Annotated in this window: 19 protein-coding genes; 13 read left to right on the forward strand and 6 right to left on the reverse strand. The window is 72.6% G+C overall.

What is annotated here, in order from left to right:
- Positions 1-131 precede the first annotated feature (131 nt).
- Positions 132-1,262: a DUF4232 domain-containing protein gene (locus tag NOSIN_RS14715; RefSeq protein WP_077691287.1), complete on the forward strand. Its 1,131-nt coding sequence runs from the start codon at positions 132-134 to the stop codon at positions 1,260-1,262.
- A gap of 6 nt (positions 1,263-1,268) precedes the next feature.
- On the opposite strand, the gene manD is transcribed toward NOSIN_RS14715, so the two are convergent.
- Together manD and NOSIN_RS28020 are read right to left on the reverse strand one after the other, a co-directional pair.
- Complete coding sequence (gene manD, locus NOSIN_RS14720; RefSeq protein WP_077691288.1) at positions 1,269-2,483, reverse strand: D-mannonate dehydratase ManD; 1,215 nt, start codon at positions 2,481-2,483, stop codon at positions 1,269-1,271.
- An 80-nt stretch (positions 2,484-2,563) separates the two neighbouring features.
- Positions 2,564-4,507 (reverse strand): cellulase family glycosylhydrolase, encoded by a 1,944-nt coding sequence (locus NOSIN_RS28020; protein ID WP_077691289.1) that lies wholly within the window; start codon positions 4,505-4,507, stop codon positions 2,564-2,566.
- 293 nt (positions 4,508-4,800) lie between these two features.
- Between NOSIN_RS28020 and NOSIN_RS14730 the strand changes: the two genes are divergently transcribed.
- The 3 genes from NOSIN_RS14730 (at position 4,801) to NOSIN_RS14740 (ending at position 9,088) form a co-directional block, all read left to right on the forward strand.
- Complete coding sequence (locus NOSIN_RS14730; RefSeq protein ID WP_077691290.1) at positions 4,801-5,841, forward strand: LacI family DNA-binding transcriptional regulator; 1,041 nt, start codon at positions 4,801-4,803, stop codon at positions 5,839-5,841.
- Positions 5,842-6,028: 187 nt separating this feature from the next.
- Positions 6,029-7,123: a hypothetical protein gene (locus NOSIN_RS14735; protein WP_077691291.1), complete on the forward strand. Its 1,095-nt coding sequence runs from the start codon at positions 6,029-6,031 to the stop codon at positions 7,121-7,123.
- Positions 7,124-7,516: 393 nt separating this feature from the next.
- Positions 7,517-9,088 carry a glycoside hydrolase family 10 protein gene (locus NOSIN_RS14740; protein ID WP_077691292.1) on the forward strand — a complete coding sequence of 524 codons (1,572 nt, stop codon included), beginning with the start codon at positions 7,517-7,519 and terminating at the stop codon, positions 9,086-9,088.
- A gap of 165 nt (positions 9,089-9,253) precedes the next feature.
- On the opposite strand, the gene NOSIN_RS14745 is transcribed toward NOSIN_RS14740, so the two are convergent.
- Both NOSIN_RS14745 and NOSIN_RS14750 read right to left on the reverse strand, forming a co-directional pair.
- Positions 9,254-9,823 carry a suppressor of fused domain protein gene (locus tag NOSIN_RS14745; protein ID WP_236743371.1) on the reverse strand — a complete coding sequence of 190 codons (570 nt, stop codon included), beginning with the start codon at positions 9,821-9,823 and terminating at the stop codon, positions 9,254-9,256.
- Between the two features lie 126 nt (positions 9,824-9,949).
- Positions 9,950-10,477, reverse strand: a complete 528-nt coding sequence (locus NOSIN_RS14750) for a hemerythrin domain-containing protein (RefSeq protein ID WP_236743372.1) — start codon at positions 10,475-10,477, stop codon at positions 9,950-9,952.
- Between the two features lie 93 nt (positions 10,478-10,570).
- Here NOSIN_RS14750 and NOSIN_RS14755 point away from each other — a divergent pair, with 93 nt between their 5' ends.
- The 6 genes from NOSIN_RS14755 to NOSIN_RS14785 all read left to right on the forward strand — a co-directional run bounded on the left by NOSIN_RS14755 (position 10,571) and on the right by NOSIN_RS14785 (position 17,952).
- Complete coding sequence (locus NOSIN_RS14755) at positions 10,571-11,242, forward strand: TetR/AcrR family transcriptional regulator (RefSeq protein ID WP_077691294.1); 672 nt, start codon at positions 10,571-10,573, stop codon at positions 11,240-11,242.
- A gap of 208 nt (positions 11,243-11,450) precedes the next feature.
- Positions 11,451-11,672, forward strand: coding sequence for a hypervirulence associated TUDOR domain-containing protein (locus NOSIN_RS14760; RefSeq protein WP_077691295.1), 222 nt, complete (start codon positions 11,451-11,453; stop codon positions 11,670-11,672).
- 5 nt (positions 11,673-11,677) lie between these two features.
- Positions 11,678-12,265: a DUF488 domain-containing protein gene (locus tag NOSIN_RS14765; RefSeq protein WP_077691296.1), complete on the forward strand. Its 588-nt coding sequence runs from the start codon at positions 11,678-11,680 to the stop codon at positions 12,263-12,265.
- A gap of 290 nt (positions 12,266-12,555) precedes the next feature.
- Positions 12,556-15,933 carry a pyruvate carboxylase gene (locus NOSIN_RS14770; protein WP_077693602.1) on the forward strand — a complete coding sequence of 1,126 codons (3,378 nt, stop codon included), beginning with the start codon at positions 12,556-12,558 and terminating at the stop codon, positions 15,931-15,933.
- Positions 15,934-16,232: 299 nt separating this feature from the next.
- Entirely contained in the window at positions 16,233-17,009 is a 777-nt protein-coding gene (locus NOSIN_RS14780; protein ID WP_077691298.1) for a hypothetical protein, read from the forward strand.
- Between the two features lie 49 nt (positions 17,010-17,058).
- On the forward strand, positions 17,059-17,952 hold the full coding sequence (locus NOSIN_RS14785) for an NAD-dependent protein deacetylase (RefSeq protein ID WP_143832938.1): 894 nt from the start codon (positions 17,059-17,061) through the stop codon (positions 17,950-17,952).
- 24 nt (positions 17,953-17,976) lie between these two features.
- Here NOSIN_RS14785 and NOSIN_RS14790 read toward each other — a convergent pair whose 3' ends face one another.
- Entirely contained in the window at positions 17,977-18,960 is a 984-nt protein-coding gene (locus tag NOSIN_RS14790; protein WP_077691299.1) for an alpha/beta fold hydrolase, read from the reverse strand.
- Positions 18,961-19,235: 275 nt separating this feature from the next.
- Here NOSIN_RS14790 and NOSIN_RS14795 point away from each other — a divergent pair, with 275 nt between their 5' ends.
- The gene (locus NOSIN_RS14795) at positions 19,236-20,192 is read left to right on the forward strand and encodes an SDR family NAD(P)-dependent oxidoreductase (RefSeq protein WP_077691300.1); all 957 of its coding nucleotides are present in this window, start codon (positions 19,236-19,238) and stop codon (positions 20,190-20,192) included.
- 89 nt (positions 20,193-20,281) lie between these two features.
- Here NOSIN_RS14795 and NOSIN_RS14800 read toward each other — a convergent pair whose 3' ends face one another.
- Positions 20,282-20,848, reverse strand: coding sequence for a PadR family transcriptional regulator (locus tag NOSIN_RS14800; protein WP_077691301.1), 567 nt, complete (start codon positions 20,846-20,848; stop codon positions 20,282-20,284).
- Positions 20,849-20,961: 113 nt separating this feature from the next.
- On the opposite strand from NOSIN_RS14800, the gene NOSIN_RS14805 reads away from it, so the two are divergent.
- On the forward strand, positions 20,962-21,390 hold the full coding sequence (locus tag NOSIN_RS14805; RefSeq protein ID WP_077691302.1) for a nuclear transport factor 2 family protein: 429 nt from the start codon (positions 20,962-20,964) through the stop codon (positions 21,388-21,390).
- A gap of 152 nt (positions 21,391-21,542) precedes the next feature.
- Positions 21,543-22,763: a cytochrome P450 gene (locus NOSIN_RS14810; protein ID WP_077691303.1), complete on the forward strand. Its 1,221-nt coding sequence runs from the start codon at positions 21,543-21,545 to the stop codon at positions 22,761-22,763.
- The last annotated feature ends 46 nt before the right edge of the window (positions 22,764-22,809 follow it).

Genomic DNA, 22,809 nt, shown 5'->3' on the forward strand with positions numbered 1-22,809 from the left:
GGTCAAACCTCGGTTCCGGCGGCGGACGGGCGAGGCGTGGAGGTCCTCCCGCCCCGGGACCGGCCTCCTGCGGGCGAGAAAGCCGCCTCGCACACGCGGTGACTCGCACACGCGGTGAGTAGTCTGGCCCGATGCCGACCCCCCACGACACTCCCCTCCCCCGGGACGCCCCTCCCCCCGCCTCCTGGGCGGTGAGTCTCGTGGCGGCGTTCCTGTGGGCCGGATGCGCGCTCTCCCGCGAGTACCCCGCGTTCGTCACCGACGCCCTCGGTGCCGGGCAGGACGCCGCGTCACCACCGGGTCCGGTGACGGTGTGGGACTGGCCGGTACCGGAGGTGTACGTGGTACCGGTCGGATCGGCGCTCGTGCTCCTCCTCGGCCATCTCCTCCTGATGCGCCTCCTCTCCTCTCTCCCACCCCTGTCCGGTGGTGCCCGGTTCCTCGTCCTGTGGACGACGACCGCCGCGGCCGGTGTGCCGCCCGCGGTGCTGTGGGAGTTCGGACGTGCGCGGGTCGGGGAGGCGTTCCCGGCGGAGGCCGCGGGAGGCCTCTTCCTCCTGGTCGCCTTCTGGGGGCTGTTCTGGGCCTGGGTCCCCGCCCTCGCCGGGATGCGGTGGCCGCACCAGAGCTCCGCCGTCCCCCTCCCCGGCCCCGCGCTCCTCGCGGGACTCTGCGCGGCCCTGGCCCTGGTGGTCGCCGTGTCCACCGTCTCCGTCGCCCTCGGCACCGAGGAGGCCCTGAACCGGCACACCGCACGGGCCCCGGCCGCGAAGGCGCCCGGGACGGTCCCCGTGCCCCGGCCCGGGGCCACACCGCCGCCGGAGGTCGCTCCGGGCGAGCACGACCCCGACCCCGCCTGGTGCGCGCCCGGGCGGGGCGACATCCTCGTGGGCGCCCCCGCCAGCGCGACCGGCCACCGCCTGCTCGCCCTGCGGTTCGTGAACGGCTCAGAGGACCCCTGCGTGCTGGACGGCTACCCCGACGTGGCCTTCGCCGGCAAGGACGGCGCGGAGATCGACGTCGAGGTCATCCGTGGAAGCTCCTTCACGGACGAGGACCCGGGCCCGGCCACGGTGACCGTGCCCGTCGGCGGCCGGGCCCTGGCCACACTCAACTGGGACGCGGCGGCTCGCTCCGACGGAGCCGCGCGCGTGCTGCACGCCGCCCCCTACGCCGGCGCGCCCCGGCAGGCCTCACCCGTGGAGCTGGACCTTGCCGACGGCGGGGAGGTCACCGTGACCGCGTGGAGGCTGGACGGGTGACCCCGCTCACCAGTCGTGCATCGAGCCGTCGAGCCTGCGGTTGACCGGCAGGTACCGGGGCTCGTAGGGGTAGCGGGCCGCGGCCGCCTCGTCGATCTCCACGCCCAGGCCCGGCGCGTCGCCCGGGTGCATGTAGCCGTCCTCGAACGTGTGGGTGGTCCGGAACACCTCGCTCGCGGGCTCCAGGTGCCCCATGTACTCCTGGATGCCGAAGTTGGGCACGGTGAGGTCCAGGTGCAGGGCCGCGGCGAGGGAGACGGGCGACAGGTCGCCCGCGCCGTGCGAGCCGGTGCGCACGCCGTACAGGTCGGCGAGGTCGAAGACCCTGCGCAGGTGCGTGATGCCGCCGCTGTGCGAGACCGACATCCGGACGTAGTCGATGAGCCGTTCGGTGATCAGGTGCTGGCAGTCCCAGATCGAGTTGAAGACCTCTCCCACGGCCAGCGGGGTCGTGGTGTGCCCGCGGATCGTGCGGAACGCCTCCTGGTCCTCGGCCGGGGTCGGGTCCTCGATCCAGAACATGCGGTAGGGCTCCAGCGCCTTGCCCAGCTGGGCCGCCTCCAGCGGGGAGAGCCGGTGGTGGACGTCGTGCAGCAGGTGGAAGCCGTAGCCGAACCTCTCCCGGACCGCCCGCACCATCTCGGGCGCGAAGTCCAGGTAGGCGGGGGTGTGCCACACGTTGTCGGTGGGCACCGCGGCGTCGGCGGGCTCGTAGGTGGCGCCCGTGCCCGGGTGGTGGAGCCCGTAGGTGCTCTCCAGCCCGGGTACGGCGGCCTGCACGCGGACCGCCCGGTAGCCCCGGTCCAGGAACTCCGCGACCGAGTCGAGGAGTTCGTCGACGGACCCGCCGCTGGCGTGGCCGTAGACCATGACGCCCTCGCGGGCCGCGCCGCCCAGCAGCTGGTGGACGGGCCTGCCCACCTCCTTGCCGAGGATGTCCCACAGGGCGCAGTCCACCGCGGCGATCGCGGTCATCGTCACGGGACCGCGCCGCCAGTAGGCGCCCCGGTACAGGTACTGCCAGATGTCGTTGATCCGCCCGGCTTCGCGGCCGATCAGCAGCGGGCAGACGTGGTCGCGCAGGTAGGAGGCCACGGACAGTTCACGGCCGTTCAGGGTGGCGTCGCCGAGGCCGGTCACGCCGTCCTCGGTGGTGATCCGCAGGGTGACGTAGTTGCGCCCCGGACACGTCACGATGACGTCGGCGGAGGTGATCCTCATCGGTGCTTTCCTCGTGTGTCGGTGTCCTCGGTCCCGGTCGGCGGCGGGGCTCTCCTCCCCGCCCTCGGCCCGGTGGTGGTTCAGGGCAGGAGTTCGGCGACCCTCACCCCGTAGGCCGGCAGGTCCACCGCGCCGATCCCGGCCCCGTCCAGGTCGGCCAGGCGGCCCCGGTCCAGGACGGGCTCGGCGCTCAGGGGCTCCGGGTGCTGGCTGAGGAACCAGACCAGCTCCCGCCCGTCCTCGTGGCGCATCGTGCCCACCAGGACTCGGGGATCCTCCACCCGCACGTGGGGGCGGACCCCCGCCTCCTCCGCCAGGGCCGCGTACAGCCGCCACGTGGGTTCGGGGTTGACGGCCGGGGTGAGGGCGGCCATGTGCTCCAGCGGGTAGGTGCACAGCACGAGCTGTCCCTTGCCGGTGCGCCTGCGCAGCAGTGCCGGACGCCCGTGCGCGTCGGTGGCCACGACCTCGGCGCCGTCCGCCGCGACCGGGAGGAAGGTCCGGGAGTGCGCGTTGCCCGCGACGGGGAACTCCAGCGTCTCGCCCGCGCCGACACCGCCGAAGTCCAGCCGGAAGGTCATGCGCAGCCGGTCGTCCTCGATGGGGTCGGTGAGTCCGTAGCGCAGTTGTTTGACCACCCCGAAGGTCTCGTCCAGCTTGGGCCACCACGGCCCGCGCTGGGTCCCGTGCCCGCCGACGAAGTAGGAGGCGTAGACGGTGGCGCCCTCCTCGGCCCGGCGCACGAGCCGGCGCCAGGCGGGCGCGGTGAGCTGCTTGGCTGACGGCAGCAGGTACAGGGCGCAGTCCTCGGGCAGGCCGTCGGCCTCCCGGGCGACGCCCACCGGCAGGTCCGCCTCGCGCGCGGCCACGTAGGCCTGCCGGGTGTGGGCCAGGACGCTGCTCGCGTCCTCGGGCTGGGTGAAGGGGTACATCCGCTCCAGGAAGGAGGACACGACCAGGGCGACCGACGTGTCCGGGCGCGACAGCCGCGCGAAGTCGGTGCGCCGCAGCAGGTCGGTGAACTCCCGGACCTCCCTCAGCTGCGCCTTGGGCTCGCCCCGGTCGTCGGTGAGGCCGAAGTGCATCTCGAACGGGTGGTGGCTGTAGGGCTCCTGGTCGTACAGCGCGTCGTAGTCGGTGTTGTTCCACGGGATCCAGCCGGTGGCGCCCGCCAGCAGGGTGTTGTGCAGGGTCTGGCGGTAGTAGTGCGCCGCGTTCTCCTCGGAGGTGTAGTCCGAGGTCACGCCGAACTCCTCCATGACCACCGGCTTGCCGCCCAGGTCCAGGAGTTCGCAGGTGAAGGCGGCGCCGAGGTTCTGCCGTACCGGGTCGTCCTCCATCCGGTACACGTGCGGTCCGTGGAAGTCGACGAGGGGTTCGAGCTCGCGCACCCGGAAGCCGTTGTCGGCCCCGGTCGTCTCCACGCCCCACGAGCCGTCGCCGACGGAGACGGGCTGGTGGGCGCCCGCCTCGCGCAGCGCCCCGACCAGGGTCTGGGCCCATGCGGTGACCGCCCGGTGGTCCAGGGTGCCGATGCCGCGCCCCCGCCAGTCGGCGTAGATGGGGATCTCGTTGGTCAGGAGCCACCCGGTGACGCTCTCGTGGTCCTTCCAGCGCTCGGCGACGCTCCGTACGTACCAGGCCTGGCGGTCCACGAACCACGCGTCGGAGAAGATGTCGCGGCCCTCGCGCCAGGCGGGGTCCCAGTTCTGTCCCGACATGTGGCCGACGATGAACGTGGGGATGGTGTGCATGCCCAGGGCCCGGTGGCGTTCGAGGAAGTCGTCGAACCGCTCCAGCATGCGCGGGTCGAGGGTGTCGGGGGTGGGCTGGAAGTCGGGCCAGTACAGGAAGCTGCGCGTCACGGTGATGCCGTGGTCGCGCAGGACACGCAGTTCCCCGTCGATGACCGCGCCGTCGTAGTCGCGCCACATCAGCGGCCCCCCGGTGCGGGACCAGAAGTTGGCGCCGACCCAGACCAGGGGCTGGCCGACCGTACCGAGCTTGGCGGAGTTGCGCTGCATAACGGCCCTTCCTCGCGGTTCCTTCGCCGTAGGTATATCGTTTTCCTGGCGGGGCTGTCGACCCCCCTGTAAGCCTTTGTCGACGGGAAGCACGCGTGACACGCGTGTGTGCAACGGTTTCCGGACATCAGAAGAATCCGGGGCCGGCCCCGTGGCGGCTGGTAATCTGACCGCCCCGGTCAGCGCCGCCCCTTCCGGGCGCGGCGACGGGATCCCACGACCACGAAGGGAGCGGCACTGGTGCGCGAGGCAGCCCCCGTGTCCGGTGTCCCGCCCAGGCCCGGAGCACGGTGATGGGCGCCGGCAGGAGCGGCGGCCGTCCCACGATCTCCGACGTCGCCGCGCTGGCGGGGGTGTCGGTCTCGGCCGTGTCGAAGGTGGTCAACAACAAGGGCGGCATCGCCGAGCCCACCCGCAGGCGCGTCCTGGAGGCGGTCGACAAGCTCCAGTGGTCTCCCTCGGCCGCGGCCGTGGCTCTGCGCGGGGCGCGCACCCGGGCCATCGGCATGGTCTCGCGCCGCCCGCCGGACCTGCTGACCTCCGACCCGCACTTCACCGTGCTGATCTCGGGGATCGAGCGCGAACTCGCCCCCGTGGACTACGGGCTGCTGCTGCACATCGTGGGCGGTCAGGATGACGCCGAGCGGCGCGCCTACCGCCGCCTGGCCGAGGAGCGCAGGGTCGACGGCGTCATCCTCACCGAGAGCCTGGTCCGCGACACCCGCTTCGACCTGTTGCGGGGGCTCGGGCTGCCCGCGGTGCTGATCGGCACGCCGTGGCGGGAGGACCCCGTCCCCGCGGTGCGCGCTCCCCACCAGGAGCGGGGCGTGACCGAGGCGGTCGAGCACCTGGCCGCGCTGGGCCACCGCCGCGCGGCCTACGTCCTCGGCCCCGAGGACCGCGTGCACACCGGCTTCCGCCGCCGTGTCTTCGAGGAGGCGGCCCGGCGGCACGGGCTCTCCCCCGTCCTGCTGCCGGTCCCCGACTTCACCGCGGAGGCCGCGGCCTCCGCCACCGAGGAGTCGCTGTCCCTGGCCGATCGGCCCACCGCGATCCTGTACGCCAACGACATGATGGCGATCGCGGGCATCAACGCCGCGCGCAGGCGGGGACTGGAGGTGCCCCGGGACCTGTCGGTGGTCGGCCACGACGACCTGCCCCTGGGCGCGCTCGTGCAGCCGCGGCTGACCACGGTCGGGCAGGACCTGGTGGGGCTCGGGCGCGCGGCCGCGCTGCGGCTCGTCGCCGAACTCGGCGGCACGGCGGCCGAGGTCCCCGCCATCGCCCCTCCCGGGCTCGTGGTGCGCGAGTCCACGGCGGCGCCCGGGACCTGAGCGCCGCGCGGTGAGCACGGGCGGCCCTGAGGCGTGAACACGACCGCGCCCGGGGTGCGCGGACCGCGGCCGACGGATGGCGGATGGCGGACCGCGCCCGGGGCGCGCGGCGCCCGGCCCCGCGGCGAAGCCGTTCACACCGGGGTGCCCGCGGACGCGCGAACACCGGGCCCTAGTGTCTTTCTCCATGGAATCCGGGCGGAATCAGCGCAAGGTACTCGCGGGCAGTCCCCGCCGGGAGGGGCACGGTACCGAGGCGGAGGTCGTACAAGGGGTCGTCTCGTCCCCCCTGGACGCCCCCGGGCGCGGGGAGGCCGGGCTGTCGGGCGCCCGGGTGCTCCTCGCCGCACCGCTGTTGAGGGTCGTGGGCCCCCACGGGCGGCGCAGGGTCGTCGTCGGCCAGTTCCGGGTCGGCACCGGGCGGGACACCGCCGCGCGGGTCACCCTGGCCGTGCAGGCGGTGTGGTCCGAGACCGGCGGTTGGCACCAGGAGCCGGTCGTCCCCGGAGAGGCGGACGAGGCACTCGTCGCCTCACTGGCCGAACCCGCCCACGCGGTCGTCGGGGACGAACGCTCCACGGCGGTGACCATGGCCAAGGCGTTCGCCGAGTCCTCCCGCAACGAGGTGCTCCGCCTGCGTGAGCTGCGCTACGAACTCGAACAGAGCATGGCCGACCACCTCGCCGGACGGGCGGGCGGGCCGCTCCGCCCCCTGCTCGCGGCGGCCGTGGAGCTGTCCACCGCCGTCGGCCGGGCACGCGACCAGGCGGTGGAGGCGGCCCGGTCGGGGCTGTGGGTCTGGCTGTGGGACCGGGAGGCCTACCGGCGCGTCCGGGAGCCGGAGGCGAAGGCCGGCGGGGAACCCGGGTGGACGCCGAGACTGCGCGCGGGGATCCGGCACTGCGAGGCGATGGACCGGGAGCTGGCCGAGGAGGTCGAGCGGCTGCACTCGCTGCTCGGCAGCATGTCGACCTTCGCCGTGGCACAGGGCACCGAGGCGCAGGAGCGCTTCACGCTGGCGGTCGGAGCCGGGGCGGCCGTGATCGGCCTTCCCGCGCTGGTCCTGTCTCTGTACGGGGCCAACGCCTACCTGCCGATGGACTCCTTCGACCGCGCCTGGCGGCTGCTGCTGCCCGTCGGGACCACCGCCCTGGCCGCCGTGACCGCGGTCGTCGCGTGGATGCCCGGGGCCTCACGGCCGCGCCACTACCTGGTAGCGGCCGGAACCGTCGCGGCGCTGCTGTCCGTGCTCCTGCTCGCGGGGGTCCTCGTCCCCTCCTGAGCCCGGGCCGCGCCCGCGGAACGGTCCGAGGGCGCCACCGCCGCCCTCGCCGGGACGCACCCGGCGGGGCGGTCGCCGTACTCCCGCCCGCTGGATGCCCGCGTCCCGAAGGCGGCCTGACCTCCCAGAACAATGTGTGCGAGCGGGAACGTTCACGCCGTCGGCGGTGTTGGAGGAGGGAACCCTCAGAAGGCACCTCTCAGCGGCCGACAGATTGTTCTCCCCTGTCAGATGAGATCCAAACCACGAATCGGCCCAACGTTGTCCAAAACGTTACTCCTTCGCCTACTCTGAGGTCCGATGCGACGTCGACACGACGTCTCCCCAGCTCAAGGAGTTCTCTTGACCCCTGGACGACGAGCCGGCCTCTCACCCCGCTGGCGCTCCCGGTGGATGGCCGTGGCCGCCGCCACGGGACTCATGGTTTCCGGATACGCGATCGTCGGCGCCGCCGACAACCCCGCCGCGCCGGGTACCAGCCCCGGCCCCGGCCCCGGTGCCGCCGCGAAGTGCGAGGCGACGCAGGACAAGCGCGAGATGCGCGGCGCGTGGCTGACCACGGTCGGCAACATCGACTGGCCCTCGGAACCGGGCCTGAGCGAGAAGAAGCAGAAGGCGGAGCTGGACAAGCGCCTCGACGAGGCCGCCGACCTCGAACTGAACACGGTGTTCCTGCACGTGCGCCCCACCGCCGACGCGTTCTACGAGTCGGACCTGGAGCCGTGGTCCAAGTACCTCACCGGCGAGCAGGGCGGCGACCCCGGCTACGACCCGCTGAAGTACGCGGTGGCCGAGGCCCACGAGCGCGGCCTCGAACTGCACGCCTGGTTCAACCCCTACCGGGTCGGCATGGACTCCGACATCGAGGAGCTCGCCGACGACCACCCGGTCAAGAAGCACCCCGACTGGATGATCCGCTACGGCGGCGAGGGCTTCATGGACCCGGGCAACCCCGAGGTCCAGAAGTGGGTCACCCGCGTGATCATGGACGTCGTGGAGCGCTACGACATCGACGGCGTGCACTTCGACGACTTCTTCTACCCCTACCCCGACGGGGACGAGAAGTTCGACGACGACGAGTCGTGGGAGAAGCACGGCGAGGACTTCGAGGACCGCGAGGACTGGCGCCGCGACAACGTCAACGAGTTCGTCAGCGGCGTGCACGACCAGATCCAGGAGACCAAGCCCTGGGTGCGCTTCGGGATCTCGCCGTTCGGCATCTGGCGCAACGACACCAGCGACCCCAACGGTTCGGACACCTCGGGCCTGGAGTCCTACGACGTCCAGCACGCCGACACCCGGACCTGGATCAAGGAGGGGATGGTCGACTACGTCGTGCCCCAGCTCTACTGGGAGCGCGGATTCGACGTCGCCGACTACGAGAAGCTGGTGCCGTGGTGGTCCGAGCAGGTCGAGGGCACCGACGTGGACCTCTACATCGGCCAGGCCGCCTACCGCGCCGGCGACAAGGGCTGGGACAGGGACACGCTCAGCAGCCAGCTCCACTACACCGCCGACTACCCCGAGGTCGGGGGAGACGTCTACTTCTCCTTCAAGTCCCTGACGAACGTGGCCGACGAGGCCTACGAGGAACTCGCCGGCGACCACTACAGCGACCCCGCCCTGCCGCCGCTGTCCGACGACTCCCGTGAGGGGGAGCCGCTGGTCGAGGCCGTGAGCGGGCTGACCGCCACGTCCGAGGACGACCGGGCCAGGCTGGAGTGGGAGAAGACCGAGGGGGCGAGCTCCTACGCCGTCTACCGGCTGAACTCCGAGGAGGCCGAGCTGGTGGAGTCGGGCGACGTGGAGAAGTACTGCGACGTGCTGTCCTCCGAGAACCTCGTGCGCGTGACCGGGAGGACCTCGCTGGAGACCGAGGACAAGGGCACCGCGTACGTGGTCACCGCGCTGGACGACTACCGCGTCGAGGGGCCCGTCAGCAACATCGCCGACCCGCGCGGCTGACGGACCGGAGCCGCAGCGGTGAGGACTGAGGGACCTGGGGACAGGTCCGCCCGTACCGTGCGGCTCCCCGCGTCCGAGCAGAGGACCCGCCGCCCGAGAGGGTGGCGGGTCCTCGCCGTTTCCGGGGTCGGCGGTCGCCCCGGCCGGGAAGGACGGCGGCCCGCCTCACACGAGAGGGGCCCGGTCCAGGTCCAGGACGTTGACGCCCTCCGCCTCCAGGATCTCCTCGAAGGCGTCGAGCGACTCGGTTCCGATGAGGGCCGCCTCGCTCCGGTGGATCGGCAGCAGCCACAGGAACCGCGCTCTCCCGGCCTCCTCCGGCGCCCGTTCGAGCGCGGGGCCGTAGGAGTAGGGCAGGCACACCAGGAGGTGGTCCATGCGCGAGCCGTCCATCCACGGGCCGCCGACGTCGATCACGGAGCCCACGCCGAGCCGGTACTCCTCGAAGGAGTGCAGGTGGCTCACCATGGCCAGGGTCTTTGCGTGGACCTGCGCCGCGACCGGTGACATGACGAAGAACTCCGTGCCGCCCCCGGCCTCGTGGACGGACGAACCCGCCGTCACGTACACCCAGGCCTCGCCGGCGCTCCTGGGCGCCACCCGGTAGGTGGTGAAGTCCGGAACCCGGTCGAGGACGAGCGCCTGTTCCCAGGTGACGTCCTCCACCTCGTGCCCGTGCCAGAACTCCCGGACGTGCCGTTCGAGCGCGAGGATCCGCGCGTCCTCCCCAGCCACCAAGGAACCCGGTCCCCCGCTCCGTCCTCGGCCCCCGGAGCCCTCACAGCCCCGAAGTGACCACTACTCCGACATCCTGGACAGTCAGACTACGGCTTCCCGGTCCGGGCCCTCCGGCGGCACCTCTCAGATGACGACGGGGCCGTAGGAGTTCAGGGCCTCCACGATCTGGCGCTCCTCGTAGTCCAGGTGCGCCTCCACCTCGGCGGCGAAGCGCTCGACGTCGTCGCGGACACGGACGGGGTCGCCGCTCTCCACGAGTTCCTGGATCCGGTCCAGCGACCTGCTGATGACCGAGTGCTCCCTGGTCAGGCGCTCAAGGACGGGCGCGAGCCCGGGATGGCTCTCGGCCAGTCCGGGCAGCAGGCGCTCGTCCTCCGCGGTGTGGTGGCCGTGCAGGAACCCGCAGAAGGACAGGCACTTCTTGCGGAGCTGCTGTTCGAAGGGCACCCCGTCGCCGGAGGCGCCCCTCCCCGCCGCGAGGTCCCGGCGCAGCGAGGCCAGCTCTGCCCGCAGCATGTCGTGGACCTTGACGAGCTGGTCTCCCAGCGCCTCGACGCGCTGGCCCCGCGGGACGGGGGCGGTGCTCTCGTCGTTCATGTGCTCGCTCTCGGAGAAGGGGGTGGCCGGATGCCCGGCCAATCTGCCAGTCACTGGCAAAATACACTCATAGGCACTATGCCATCACCGGCGTCAGTGGGCAACGGGTTTCCCGGTCCCCGAACGCGCCGCCGCTATGCTGGCCCGATGACCGTCGAGCCCCTGGGAAACGAGGAGCCCGCCCTCCCCCTGCGCGAGCGCAAGAAGCTGCGTACACGACGCGTGCTCGCCGACACCGCCCTGCGGATGTTCCTCGAACGGGGATTCGACGAGACCACGCTGGAGGACCTGGTGAACACGGTCGAGGTGTCGGTGCGCACCTTCTTCCGCTACTACTCCTCCAAGGAGGAGGTCGCCATGGCCGCCGAGGGCGAGCTGTGGGAGGCCTACGCCGCCGAGGTGGCACGACTGCGGATCAGCGGGCCGGTGCTGCCCCGGCTGCGCGACTGCTACGCGCACGCGGTCCGGGGCCTGTCCGAGGACTGGGCCGAGCGCTACCTGGCCACCCGGAGGCTGGCGGCCCGCACCCCGGCCCTGCGCGTGCACCACGCGGGCACCACACAGGACCTCCATGAGCGGTTGGTCGGGATGCTGGAGGACGAACTCGGAATCGACGGCCGCGAGGACGTACGGCTGCGGCTCATCGGCGAGATGGCCCTGGCCTCGGTGCGCTACGGCACCAAGAACTGGATGCGCACACGCGAGCACCGGGGCGGCTCGGACGACACCGAGACACTGATCACCGAGGTCGGGCGGGCCTTCGACGCCCTCCCCAGCGCACTGGCACTGTCCCCGGACACGCTCGCGCGGTCCGGCTGACGGACGGGCCGGAGGCGTCACCGGGGTGGCGCCGGGGACCCGCGGACGGCGTCCGGGTGCGCAAGGGCCGCCTCCGGCACCCGGACGGAGCACACGCCGTGTCTCCCGGCGGGCGCCGAGGGCTCTGCCCGCATACCCTGAGGATGTCCGAGGCAGCCGAGGACCCGTCCCCCAGGCGCCGTTGCGCCACGGCCGGAGGAGGTAGGCGATGACACGCCGTTTCGACGTCGGCGACCACGTGAGCTGGAACTCCGAGGCCGGACGCGTATCCGGCACGGTCTCCAGGGTCCACACCCGCGACTTCACGTTCAGGGGCCGTACGCGTCGCGCCTCCGAGGACGAGCCGCAGTACGAGATCGAGAGCGACAGGACCGACCACGTGGCAGTACACAAGGACGGGTCCCTGACCCGGGCGTCCGGCGACGGCTGACCGCGATGGCGCCGCCGTTCTTCACCATCGGCCACTCCGACCGCACGTTCGGAGAGTTCGCCGCCTTGCTGCACGAGGCCGCCGTGGAGGTGGTGGTCGATGTGCGAAAGCTCCCCGGCTCCCGCCGCAACCCGCAGTTCGACGAGGACGTCCTCGCCCGGGCCCTACGGAACGTCGGCGTACGGTACTCACGTATCGCTGAACTCGGCGGGCGGCGCCCGGTCGCCGGGAACACCTCTCCCGAGGTCAACGGGTTCTGGCGCAACCGCGGTTTTCACAACTACGCCGACCACGGGCTCTCAGCCGAGTTCGGGTCGGGGCTCGCCCGGCTACGTGAGGCGGGCGAAGACCACCGCGCCGCCGTGATGTGCTCGGAGGCGGTGTGGTGGCGATGCCACCGGCGCCTCATCGCCGACCACCTGCTCGCCCACGGCGACGAGGTGTTCCACATCATGGCTGCTCACCGCGTCGACGCCGCCCGACTCACCTCGGGGGCCGTGGTGCACGACGACCGCACCGTCACCTATCCGGCGCGACCTCCGAGCACGGACGGCCACGGAGCCGCCCGGACGGAGGAATCCCACCGGGGGTGACCAGGACCCGCGTCCCCGGCGGATCGGTCCGTCTGCCGGAGCAGGCGTGCGAAGGCCGCGTCCGCATCCGTGTGACCAGGCGCACCCGTGCACGCCCGGGGCCGTCGAGTCCGGCAGGATGTGTATGACGTGACCAGCGGTGGAGCGCCGCCACCTGCGCGAAGGGCGCACCCGGGTGGTTTTCCCGAACCGCCTTCTGGTTATCGTGCCCCTGACCCGCCCGACCGTGGGCCCCGGCAACGGCGCCGGACTCCCCGGCATGACGCGTGACCGACCAGGAGGAGACCTCCGTGTTCCACAAAGTGCTCGTGGCCAACCGGGGCGAGATCGCCATCCGCGCAATGCGCGCCGGGTACGAACTGGGCGCCCGCACCGTCGCTGTCTTCCCCCACGAGGACCGCGGCTCGCTGCACCGGCTCAAGGCCGACGAGGCCTACCAGATCGGCGAACCCGGCCATCCGGTACGCGCCTACCTGTCCGTGGACGAGATCATCCGCGCCGCCCGCGAGGCGGGGGCCGACGCCGTCTACCCCGGCTACGGCTTCCTGTCGGAGAACCCCGAGCTGGCCCGCGCCTGCGACCGCGCCGGGATCACCTTCGTGGGCCCGCCGGTCGAGGTGCTGGAGCTGACCGGCAACAAGGCCAGCGCCGTGGCCGCCGCCCGTGAGGCGGGCGTGCCCGTCCTGGAGTCCAGCGAGCCCTCCGACGACGTGGAGGCCCTGGTGGCCGCCGCGGAGGGGATCGGCTTCCCGCTGTTCGTCAAGGCCGTCGCCGGTGGCGGCGGCCGGGGCATGCGCCGCGTCCGGGGGCCGGAGCAGCTGCGCGAGTCGATCGAGGCCGCCATGCGCGAGGCCGCCACCGCCTTCGGCGACGCCACCGTGTTCCTGGAGCGGGCCGTGGTCGACCCCCGCCACATCGAGGTGCAGATCCTCGCCGACGGCGAGGGCGGCGTCGTCCACCTCTACGAGCGCGACTGCTCGGTGCAGCGGCGCCACCAGAAGGTGATCGAGCTCGCCCCCGCGCCCAATCTCGACCCGGACCTGCGCGAGCGCATCTGTGACGACGCCGTGCGCTTCGCCCGCAGGATCGGCTACCGCAACGCGGGCACGGTCGAGTTCCTGGTCGGCGCGGACGGCAGCCACGTCTTCATCGAGATGAACCCGCGCATCCAGGTCGAGCACACGGTGACCGAGGAGATCACCGACGTGGACCTGGTGCAGTCGCAGCTGCGCATCGCCTCCGGCGAGACCCTGCCCGACCTCGGGATCTCCCAGGAGGGCGTCTACGTGCGCGGCGCGGCGCTACAGTGCCGCATCACCACCGAGGACCCCGCCAACGACTTCCGGCCCGACACCGGCACCATCAGCGCCTACCGGTCCCCGGGCGGCTCGGGCATCCGCCTGGACGGCGGCACCTCCGCGGCGGGCACCGAGATCAGCCCGCACTTCGACTCCCTGCTGGTCAAGCTGACCTGCCGGGGCCGCGACCTGGCCACGGCGGTCAGCCGGGCCCGGCGGGCCGTGGCCGAGTTCCGTATCCGCAGCATCGCCACCAACATCCCCTTCCTCCAGGCGGTGCTGGAGGACCCCGACTTCCAGGCGGGCCGGGTCACCACCTCCTTCATCGAGGAGCGCCCACAGCTGCTGACCGCGCGCCCCTCCGCCGACCGCGGCACCCGCCTGCTGACCTACCTGGCGGACGTGACGGTGAACAAGCCGCACGGGGAGCGCCCGCAACTGGTGGACCCGGCCACGAAGCTGCCGCCGCTGCCCGAGGCCGGATCGCCGCCCCCGGGCTCGCGCCAGCGCCTGGCCGAGCTGGGACCGGAGGGGTTCGCGCGGTGGCTGCGCGAGTCCCCGGGCCTGGGGATCACCGACACCACCTTCCGCGACGCCCACCAGTCGCTGCTGGCCACCCGGGTGCGCACCCGCGACCTGCTGGCCGTGGCGCCCGCCGTGGCCCACACCCTGCCCGAGCTGCTGTCGCTGGAGTGCTGGGGCGGCGCCACCTACGACGTGGCGCTGCGCTTCCTGGCCGAGGACCCCTGGGAGCGGCTGGCCGCGCTGCGCGAGGCCGTGCCCAACATCTGCCTGCAGATGCTGCTGCGCGGGCGCAACACGGTGGGCTACACCCCCTACCCCGCCGAGGTGACCAGCGCGTTCGTGCAGGAGGCCGCGGACACGGGCGTGGACGTCTTCCGGATCTTCGACGCGCTCAACGACGTCGAGCAGATGCGTCCGGCGATCGAGGCCGTGCGTGAGACGGGGACCTCGGTGGCCGAGGTGGCGCTGTGCTACACCTCGGACCTGTCCGACCCCGGCGAGAAGCTCTACACCCTCGACTACTACCTGAAGCTGGCCGAGAGGATCGTGGACGCGGGCGCGCACGTGCTCGCGATCAAGGACATGGCCGGACTGCTGCGCGCCCCGGCCGCCGAGCGGCTGGTCACGGCGCTGCGCCGCGAGTTCGACCTGCCGGTGCACATCCACACCCACGACACCACGGGCGGCCAACTGGCCACCTACCTCGCGGCGGCGGGCGCCGGGGCCGACGCGGTGGACGGCGCGGTGGCCTCGATGGCGGGCACCACCTCCCAGCCGTCGCTGTCGGCGGTCGTGGCGGCCTTCGACCACACCGAGCGCTCCACCGGCCTGAGCCTGGACGCGGTCAACGAGCTGGAGCCCTACTGGGAGTCGGTGCGCCGGGTCTACGCCCCCTTCGAGGCGGGGCTGTCCTCGCCCACGGGGCGGGTGTACCACCACGAGATCCCGGGCGGGCAGCTCTCCAACCTGCGCACGCAGGCGGTCGCGCTGGGGCTGGGCGAGCACTTCGAGGAGGTGGAGGCGATGTACGCCGCCGCCGACCGGATGCTCGGCCGCCTGGTGAAGGTCACCCCCTCCTCCAAGGTGGTGGGCGACCTGGCGCTGCACCTGGTGGGCGCGGGGGTGTCCCCGGCCGACTTCGAGGCCGACCCGGGGCGCTTCGACGTCCCGGACTCGGTGGTGGGCTTCCTCCGCGGTGAACTGGGCGTCCCCCCGGGCGGGTGGCCCGAGCCCTTCCGCACTCGGGCGCTGGAGGGACGGCCCCCGGCACGGGACACGGAGGAGCTGAGCGAGGAGGACCGCGCCGGACTGGCCGAGGACCGGCGCGCCACCCTCAACCGGCTGCTCTTCCCCGGCCCGACGCGGGACTTCGAGGAGCACCGGTCCGCCTACGGCGACACCAGCGTGCTGTCCAGCACGGACTTCTTCTACGGTCTGCGCGAGGGCGAGGAGTACTCGGTGGACCTGTCCCCGGGTGTGCGGCTGCTCATCCAGTTGGAGGCGGTGAGCGAGGCCGACGAGCGCGGGGTCCGCACGGTCATGGCCACGCTCAACGACCAGTTGCGCCCGTTGCAGATCCGCGACCGCGCGCTGGCCTCGCACGTGCGTACCGCGGAGAAGGCGGACAAGAACGACCCCGGGCAGGTCGCCGCGCCCTTCGCGGGCGCGGTCACCCTGGCGGTCGCCGAGGGCGACGAGGTGGAGGCCGGAGCGACGGTGGCCACCATCGAGGCGATGAAGATGGAGGCCTCGATCACCACTCCCGTGGCGGGACGGGTCACGCGGGTGGCGGTCGACCCGGTGCAGAAGGTCGAGGGCGGCGACCTGCTCGTCTGCCTCGGCTGAACCGGTCGGCCTGCTGGCCCCGCGGCCCGCGAACGGCGGGCGCCCCTGGTACGGGGGCGCCCGCCGCCAGTCCTCGTCCGAGCGGTGACCGGCGGGCGCCGGTCCCCGGAGAGCCCCTTCCACAGCTGCGGGGCCTCGGGCGCGCGCTCATCCAGCGGGTGCCCGCTCCCGGGAGGCCCCTCCCACGGCCACGAGGCCTGCCAGGCGGCCGGATCCGGACGGAGAGGACGGGAACCGCGCGTGTTCCGGCGGAGTCGGAACGTGTCGGCACAGCAACGACACGACGACGAGGCTCTCCCATGGCTCCCCTGTACCGCTACGGCGCCCTGCCCCTCCTCGCGGCCCTGGTCCTGACCACCGCCTGCGACCCACAGCTCGAACTACGCGGCAGCGAACGTCTGGACGCCCTGCTGCTGCCCCCGGAGGCCTACCCCGACGGGTTCACCGTCGAGGAGATCGACATCGAGGATTTCGACGGGGCCTCGGCCACGGGCGACCTCGGCAACGTGGAGCCGGCCGAGTGCGGGGCCGCCCTGGGCGGAGGCCCCGAACAACTACCGGAGGAAGCCGTCGAGGGTGCGGGCCAGACCGCGACCCGGCCCGGTTCCTCCTCGGGGTCCGCCGTCGTCTACAGCTACGTCCTTGTTTCGGGAGACTTCGGTGACGTGTCGGCCGACGAAGCCGGGTTCGAGCAGATGTTGGACTCCTGTTCCAGGATGACCGTCGCCAACGAGGGAACCGAGTTCGAGGGCACACTCTCCTCCGCGAACTCGTCCGCCCTACCCGAGGGAGGAGGCATGTTCGTCATGACCCTGTCCGGTGAGGGCATGGAGATGGTGGCGAGAACCGCGTGGGGCCAGGTCGAGGACATGTACTTCGTCCTGATGGCGCTCGACCTGGGCGGTTCTTCGGACCTGTCGCCGATGGAACTGGTCGAGGCGTGCAGGGACGACAGCCGCCCCGACTGCTACGACTCCCATCGCGCCGAGGTCGCCGCCGAGGCGGACGAGCGGATGGCGGAGGACTTCGAGGCCGTCCTGGAGCGCGCCGTGGAGAAGTTGGAGAGAAGCGCCTGACCCGCCGGGGAGGCCTCGCGCATCCGGACCGCCGCGTACCCTCGAAGGCGTGAGGAACACGCTCGACGCCGACGACCCGCAGGTCCTGGCGTCCCGGATGCGCGAGGCCCTCGGCGAGGGGCCCGTGGTCGCGCTGACCGGGGCGGGCCTGTCCACCGACTCGGGTATCCCCGACTACCGCGGCCCGGACTCGCCGCCGCGCAAGCCGATGACCTACCAGCAGTTCGTCGGCGACGCCGCGTTCCGCCGCCACTACTGGGCCCGCAACCACGTGGGCTGGCGCCACGTGCACCGGACCCTGCCCAACGACGGCCACCGCGCGCTGGCCGCGCTGGAGTCCTCCGGCGCCCTGGCGGGGGTCATCACCCAGAACGTGGACACCCTGCACGAGAAGGCGGGCAGCAGGCGGGTGATCGACCTGCACGGCCGCTACGACCGCGTCGTCTGCATGTCCTGCTCGGAGGTGACCGCCCGCGACGCGCTGGCCGAGCGGCTCGGCGCGCTCAACCCCGGCTTCGCCGACGGGGTCCCCGACGTGGAGGTCGCCCCCGACGCCGACGCGGCCCTGGCCGCCACCGAGGGGTTCCGGGTGGCCGACTGCGAGTCGTGCGGCGGCGTGCTCAAGCCGGACATCGTCTACTTCGGCGAGAACGTGCCCAAGGCGCGCGTCATGGAGGGCTACGACCTGGTGGACGGGGCGTCGGCCCTGCTCGTGGCGGGCTCGTCGCTGACCGTCTTCTCGGGGCGGCGCTACGTCAAGCGCGCGGTCGAGCGGGGCATGCCGGTGGTGGTCCTCAACCGGGGCGGCACCCGGGCCGACGACGTCGCCGCGCTCACCGTCGCCGCGGGCTGCTCCGAGGTGCTGTCCGCCCTGGCGGGGGTCTACGCCGGCGGTCCCGGCCCGGACCGCGCCCCGGCCCCCGCGGCCCGGGTCACCGGGTAGGGACCGGTACCGGATAGGGACCGCTCAGCTCCGCGTACCGAGGTGGGCGAGGAAGTCCACCAGGGCGGCGTTGACCTCCGCGGGACGCTCCTGCTGTGTCCAGTGGCCGCAGCCGGGCAGGGTGACGCTGTCGTGCAGCTTCGGCGCGATCGCCGGCAGGGCCTCGCGCAGTTCGGGGATCCCGCGCATGACGGTGACCATGTCCATGTCCCCGACCATGTACAGGGCGGGGACGTCGATGCCGCGTCCCTGGAAGGGCGACATGAGCCCCTGGTTGCGCTCGATGTTGCGGTACCAGTTCAGCGGTCCGGTGTAGGCCCGGGCGCCGTGCAGGGCGTGGTCGCGGGCGAAGGCCTGCACGTCCTCCTCGGTGAGCCAGGAGGGCAGTTCGTCCGGCTCGGGCAGGGAGTCCAGCAGGGTGGAGCCCTCGGGGACGATCCACAGCTGCGGCTCGTCCGCGTACGGGTTGTCCCCCGAGGCGCCGACCAGGACCCGGCGCAGGAACGAGGCGGGGTCGGCGGCCAGTTCGGCGTCGGCGACACCGGGTTCCTGGAAGTAGACCTGGTAGAAGCCCTCGCCGTAGACCCTGCGGGTGACCGAGGGCGCGGGCATCATGGCGGGCGGGAACGGCGGGACGCTCAGGCCCACCACGCCGCGGACCAGGTCGGGGCGCATCATGGCGGTGCTCCAGGCCACGGGCGCACCCCAGTCGTGGCCGACCAGGACCGCGCTCTCCTCGCCCAGGGCCCTGATGAGGCCGACGACGTCGCCGACCAGGTGCGGCAGCGTGTAGGCGTCCACCTCCTCGGGCCGCTCGCTGCGGGCGTAGCCGCGCTGGTCGGGGGCGACCACGCGGTACCCCGCCTCGGCCAGCGGGGCGAACTGGTGGCGCCAGGAGTACCAGCTCTCGGGGAAGCCGTGCAGGAGCAGCACGAGTGGTCCGCTGCCCTGCTCCGCGATGTGCAGGCGGATTCCGTTGACCTCGACGTCCCTGTGTTCCACGTTCATCGCGCGCTCGCTCCTCGGTGCTGAGGGGGTGGTCGCGATCACGCTATCCCAGTGGTGGCCGGGCTTTCGGAACGCCCCCGCGGTGTGGCGGTGACACGGCCGCGAAGGCGGTGGGTGCACCGGCGGGTCGGCCGGAGGAGGCCCGGGAGGGCACGGGCCCGGGGCGCCGACGTGCCGGCCGTTCCCCCTCCGTGTGCGCCGCCCGGCCCGGAGCCCGGTCCGGAACCGGCCGAGAGCTTGACCTGGAGCGCGCTCCAGTTCCTAGGGTTCCGGGCATGGGCACACCACAGCAAAGAATCGGTTCGGGCTTCGGCGGGCGCAGCACCGCGCGCGAGGTCCTGGAGGGCGTCGACCTGACCGGGCGCCTGGCGGTCGTCACCGGCGGGTACTCGGGGATCGGACTGGAGACCACCCGGGCCCTCGCGGGGGCGGGCGCCCGGGTCGTCGTCCCCGCGCGACGCCCCGAGGCGGCCGCCGAGGCCCTGGAGGGCATCGAGGGGGTGGAGGTCGACGGGCTGGACCTGTCAGACCAGGACGACGTGCGCGGGTTCGCCGCCCGCTTCCTGAAGACGGGGCGCGCGATCGACGTCCTCGTCAACGGCGCCGGGGTGATGGCCTGTCCGCGGGCCACGGCCGGGCCCGGCTGGGAGTACCAGTTCGCCACCAACCACCTGGGGCACTTCACCCTGGTCAACCGGCTGTGGCCCGCCCTGGCCGACGGCGGGGCGCGGGTGGTGTCGGTGTCCTCCGCCGGGCACCAGGCCTCGCCGATCCGGTGGGAGGACCCGTGGTTCGACCGGGGCTACGACCGGTGGCTGGCCTACGGGCAGTCCAAGACCGCCAACGCGCTGCTGGCGGTGCACCTGGACCGGCTCGGCGCGGCCTTCGGCGTGCGGGCGTTCTCCCTGCACCCGGGGGCGATCCTCACCCCGTTGCAGCGGCACATGACGCGGGAGGAGATGGTCGACCGGGGCTGGATCGACGAGAACGGCGCGTTGGCCGACCCGGCGTTCAAGACGCCGGAGCAGGGCGCGGCCACCCAGGTGTGGGCGGCCGCCTCCCCGGAGCTGGACGGGGTGGGCGGTGTGTACTGCGAGGACTGCGACGTCGCCGTGCCCGCCGGGACCGACCCCGACCGGGCCGGCGTGCGCGACCACGCGGTCGACCCCGTCCAGGCCGAGCGCCTGTGGGCGTTCTCCGCCGAGTTGACCGGGGAGGACGCCTTCGCGTGAACGGCGGCGTGGCGCCTGCCGGGGGACGGGGACGGGGGGCCGGGCTCCGAGCGGGCCGGGCGCCGTCGTCTCCGGGCGGGCGGGAGCGCTCAGGCCCGGCGGACGGCGGCGCGGCGGTCCAGGGCGTCCAGGACCCGCTCGCCCCAGCGCACGTTCTCGCGTTCGAGCGCCAGGCCGCCCATGAGGGTGAGGTAGGGGCCGATCCGCTCGGCGCGGGCCAGGTGCTCCTCCTCGGTGCGGCCGTCGAGCAGGCGCTCCCGCAGGCGTTCGTAACGGGCCAGCTTGCCGCGCGCCCACTCGATCCTCTCGGCGACGGAGGCCCGTACCGCCTCGGGGTCCCCGGCGTCGGCGGCCTGCAACTGGACGAGGAGCTCGTCGCGTACGGCGGCCGGGCGGGGCGGTTCGGCGATGAACTCGCGCAGGACGCGGCGTCCCTCGTCGGTGAGCGAGAAGACCCGCTTGTTGGGACGCCGCTCCTGTTCGACGACGGTGGCCTCGACCAGCCCGTCGGCCTCCATGCGGTCGAGTTCGCGGTAGAGCTGTTGGGGGGTGGCCGCCCAGAAGTTGGCCACGGAGGCGTCGAAGTTCTTCGCCAGGTCGTATCCGGAGGCCGGGCCGTCCAGAAGGGCGGCCATCACGGCGTTGCGCAGTGCCATGCCGGCAGCATAACCGCCACTAGGCAACGACGCACCTAGACAACTCGTTGTTGCCCTGGACACCCGCGGTCGGCCGTTGTTACTCTCCAACACACCTAATCAACGAATTGATCATGGAGAGTGCCGTGACCCATCCCTTCCGCGCCGCCGTCGAGGCGGACGACCACGACGCCGTCCACGCCCTGCTCGCCGACGACGTCGTCTTCACCAGCCCCGTCGCCTTCCAGCCCTACGAGGGGAGGCCGATCACGGCGGCGATCGTGCGCGGCGTCTCCCGCGTCTTCGAGGACTTCCGCTACGTGCGTGAGATCGCCGGCGCCGACGGGCGCGACCACGTCCTCGTGTTCGAGGCGAGGGTCGGGGACAGGCGGATCAACGGCTGCGACCTCCTGCACACCGACGACGACGGCCTCATCGACGACCTCGTCGTCATGGTCCGCCCCCTGTCCGCCGCGAACGCCCTGGCCGAGGCCATGGGAGCCCAGTTCGACCGGATCGCCCGCGAGGCCCGGGAGGAGTCGGAGCGGACCGCCGGAGCCTGATCCGTCAACTGACATATCTCCCATAAAAGGAATTCCGGTCATTATTCCCTTCGGCACCAAAAGACAGGAAAGGACCCTTTTCCCTGGACCCGCTCGGGGGTGAAACCTACTGTGGAGACGCGCGCCTCCCCCCACCGGCGAAGGAGACGGACATGACCGTGGCTCCCGAGGTCCCGGACATCCTTTCCCAGGAGTTCCTCGCAGATCCATATCCCGCCTACCGCCTCATGCGCGAACACGCTCCCCTCTTCTGGCACGAGGCCACACAGAGCTATGTCGTCTCCCGCTACGAGGACGTCAGACGGGCCTTCAAGGACCCGGTCTTCACCACCCGCAACTACGACTGGCAACTGGAGCCGGTCCACGGGCGCACCATCCTGCAGATGGACGGGCGCGAGCACGCGGTGCGGCGGGCCCTGGTCGCCCCGGCCTTTCGCGGCACGGAACTGCGGGAGCGATTCCTGCCCGTCATCGAGCGCAACAGCCGTGAGCTGGTCGACGCCTTCCGCCACGCGGGCGAGGTGGACCTGGTCTCGCAGTTCGCCACGCGGTTCCCGATCAACGTCATCGTGGACATGCTCGGCCTGGACAGGTCCGACCACGACCGGTTCCACCGGTGGTACACGTCGATCATCGCCTTCCTGGGCAACCTCTCCCAGGACTCCGAGGTCGCGGAGGAGGGGCTGCGCACACGCGAGGAGCTCGCCGCCCACCTGCTGCCGGTGATCCGCGAGCGCAGGGAGAACCCCGGCGAGGACCTGCTGTCCACCCTGTGCACCGCCGAGGTCGAGGGCACCCGGATGAGCGACGAGGACGTGAAGGCCTTCTGCAGCCTGCTGCTGGCCGCGGGCGGGGAGACCACCGACAAGGCCGTGGCGAGCATGTTCGCGAACCTGGTTTCCCACCCCGAGCAGCTGGCCCGGGTCCGGGAGGACCGGAGCCTGATCCCGCGCGCGTTCGCCGAGACCCTGCGCCACACCCCGCCCGTGCAGATGATCATGCGCCAGCCCCGGCACGACGTGGAACTGGGCGGCGGGACCGTGCCCGCCGGCGCGACCCTCATCTGCCTGATCGGCTCCGCCAACCGCGACGGCGACCACTTCACCGACCCCGACACCTTCGACGTCCTGCGCCCCGAGCTGCGGGAGGCCACCTCGTTCACCGCCGCGGCCGAGCACCTGGCCTTCGCCCTGGGGCGGCACTTCTGCGTGGGCGCCCTCCTGGCCGAGGCCGAGGTCCGGGTGGCGACCGACCACCTGTTGGACGCCATGCCCGACGTCCGCCTGGCCGAGGGCGCGACCCTGGAGGAGGCCGGCGCCTTCACCCGGGGGCTGCGGGAGCTGCCGCTGCGCTTCACCCCGACCACCGGCTGAGAGACCGCCGGACCCGGCCGCGCCGAGCCGCCGAGCCACCGGGGCC

Origin of the sequence: Nocardiopsis sinuspersici, assembly GCF_001998325.1 — a bacterium.
GTDB lineage: Bacteria > Actinomycetota > Actinomycetes > Streptosporangiales > Streptosporangiaceae > Nocardiopsis > Nocardiopsis sinuspersici.

Coding starts and splice junctions, on each gene's coding strand:
- NOSIN_RS14715 (WP_077691287.1), top strand. CDS start 132: ATGCCGACCCCCCACGACACTCCCCTCCCCCGGGACGCCCCTCCCCCC.
- manD (WP_077691288.1), bottom strand. CDS start 2,483: ATGAGGATCACCTCCGCCGACGTCATCGTGACGTGTCCGGGGCGCAAC.
- NOSIN_RS28020 (WP_077691289.1), bottom strand. CDS start 4,507: ATGCAGCGCAACTCCGCCAAGCTCGGTACGGTCGGCCAGCCCCTGGTC.
- NOSIN_RS14730 (WP_077691290.1), top strand. CDS start 4,801: ATGGGCGCCGGCAGGAGCGGCGGCCGTCCCACGATCTCCGACGTCGCC.
- NOSIN_RS14735 (WP_077691291.1), top strand. CDS start 6,029: ATGGAATCCGGGCGGAATCAGCGCAAGGTACTCGCGGGCAGTCCCCGC.
- NOSIN_RS14740 (WP_077691292.1), top strand. CDS start 7,517: ATGGCCGTGGCCGCCGCCACGGGACTCATGGTTTCCGGATACGCGATC.
- NOSIN_RS14755 (WP_077691294.1), top strand. CDS start 10,571: ATGACCGTCGAGCCCCTGGGAAACGAGGAGCCCGCCCTCCCCCTGCGC.
- NOSIN_RS14760 (WP_077691295.1), top strand. CDS start 11,451: ATGACACGCCGTTTCGACGTCGGCGACCACGTGAGCTGGAACTCCGAG.
- NOSIN_RS14765 (WP_077691296.1), top strand. CDS start 11,678: ATGGCGCCGCCGTTCTTCACCATCGGCCACTCCGACCGCACGTTCGGA.
- NOSIN_RS14780 (WP_077691298.1), top strand. CDS start 16,233: ATGGCTCCCCTGTACCGCTACGGCGCCCTGCCCCTCCTCGCGGCCCTG.
- NOSIN_RS14790 (WP_077691299.1), bottom strand. CDS start 18,960: ATGAACGTGGAACACAGGGACGTCGAGGTCAACGGAATCCGCCTGCAC.
- NOSIN_RS14795 (WP_077691300.1), top strand. CDS start 19,236: ATGGGCACACCACAGCAAAGAATCGGTTCGGGCTTCGGCGGGCGCAGC.
- NOSIN_RS14800 (WP_077691301.1), bottom strand. CDS start 20,848: ATGGCACTGCGCAACGCCGTGATGGCCGCCCTTCTGGACGGCCCGGCC.
- NOSIN_RS14805 (WP_077691302.1), top strand. CDS start 20,962: ATGGAGAGTGCCGTGACCCATCCCTTCCGCGCCGCCGTCGAGGCGGAC.
- NOSIN_RS14810 (WP_077691303.1), top strand. CDS start 21,543: ATGACCGTGGCTCCCGAGGTCCCGGACATCCTTTCCCAGGAGTTCCTC.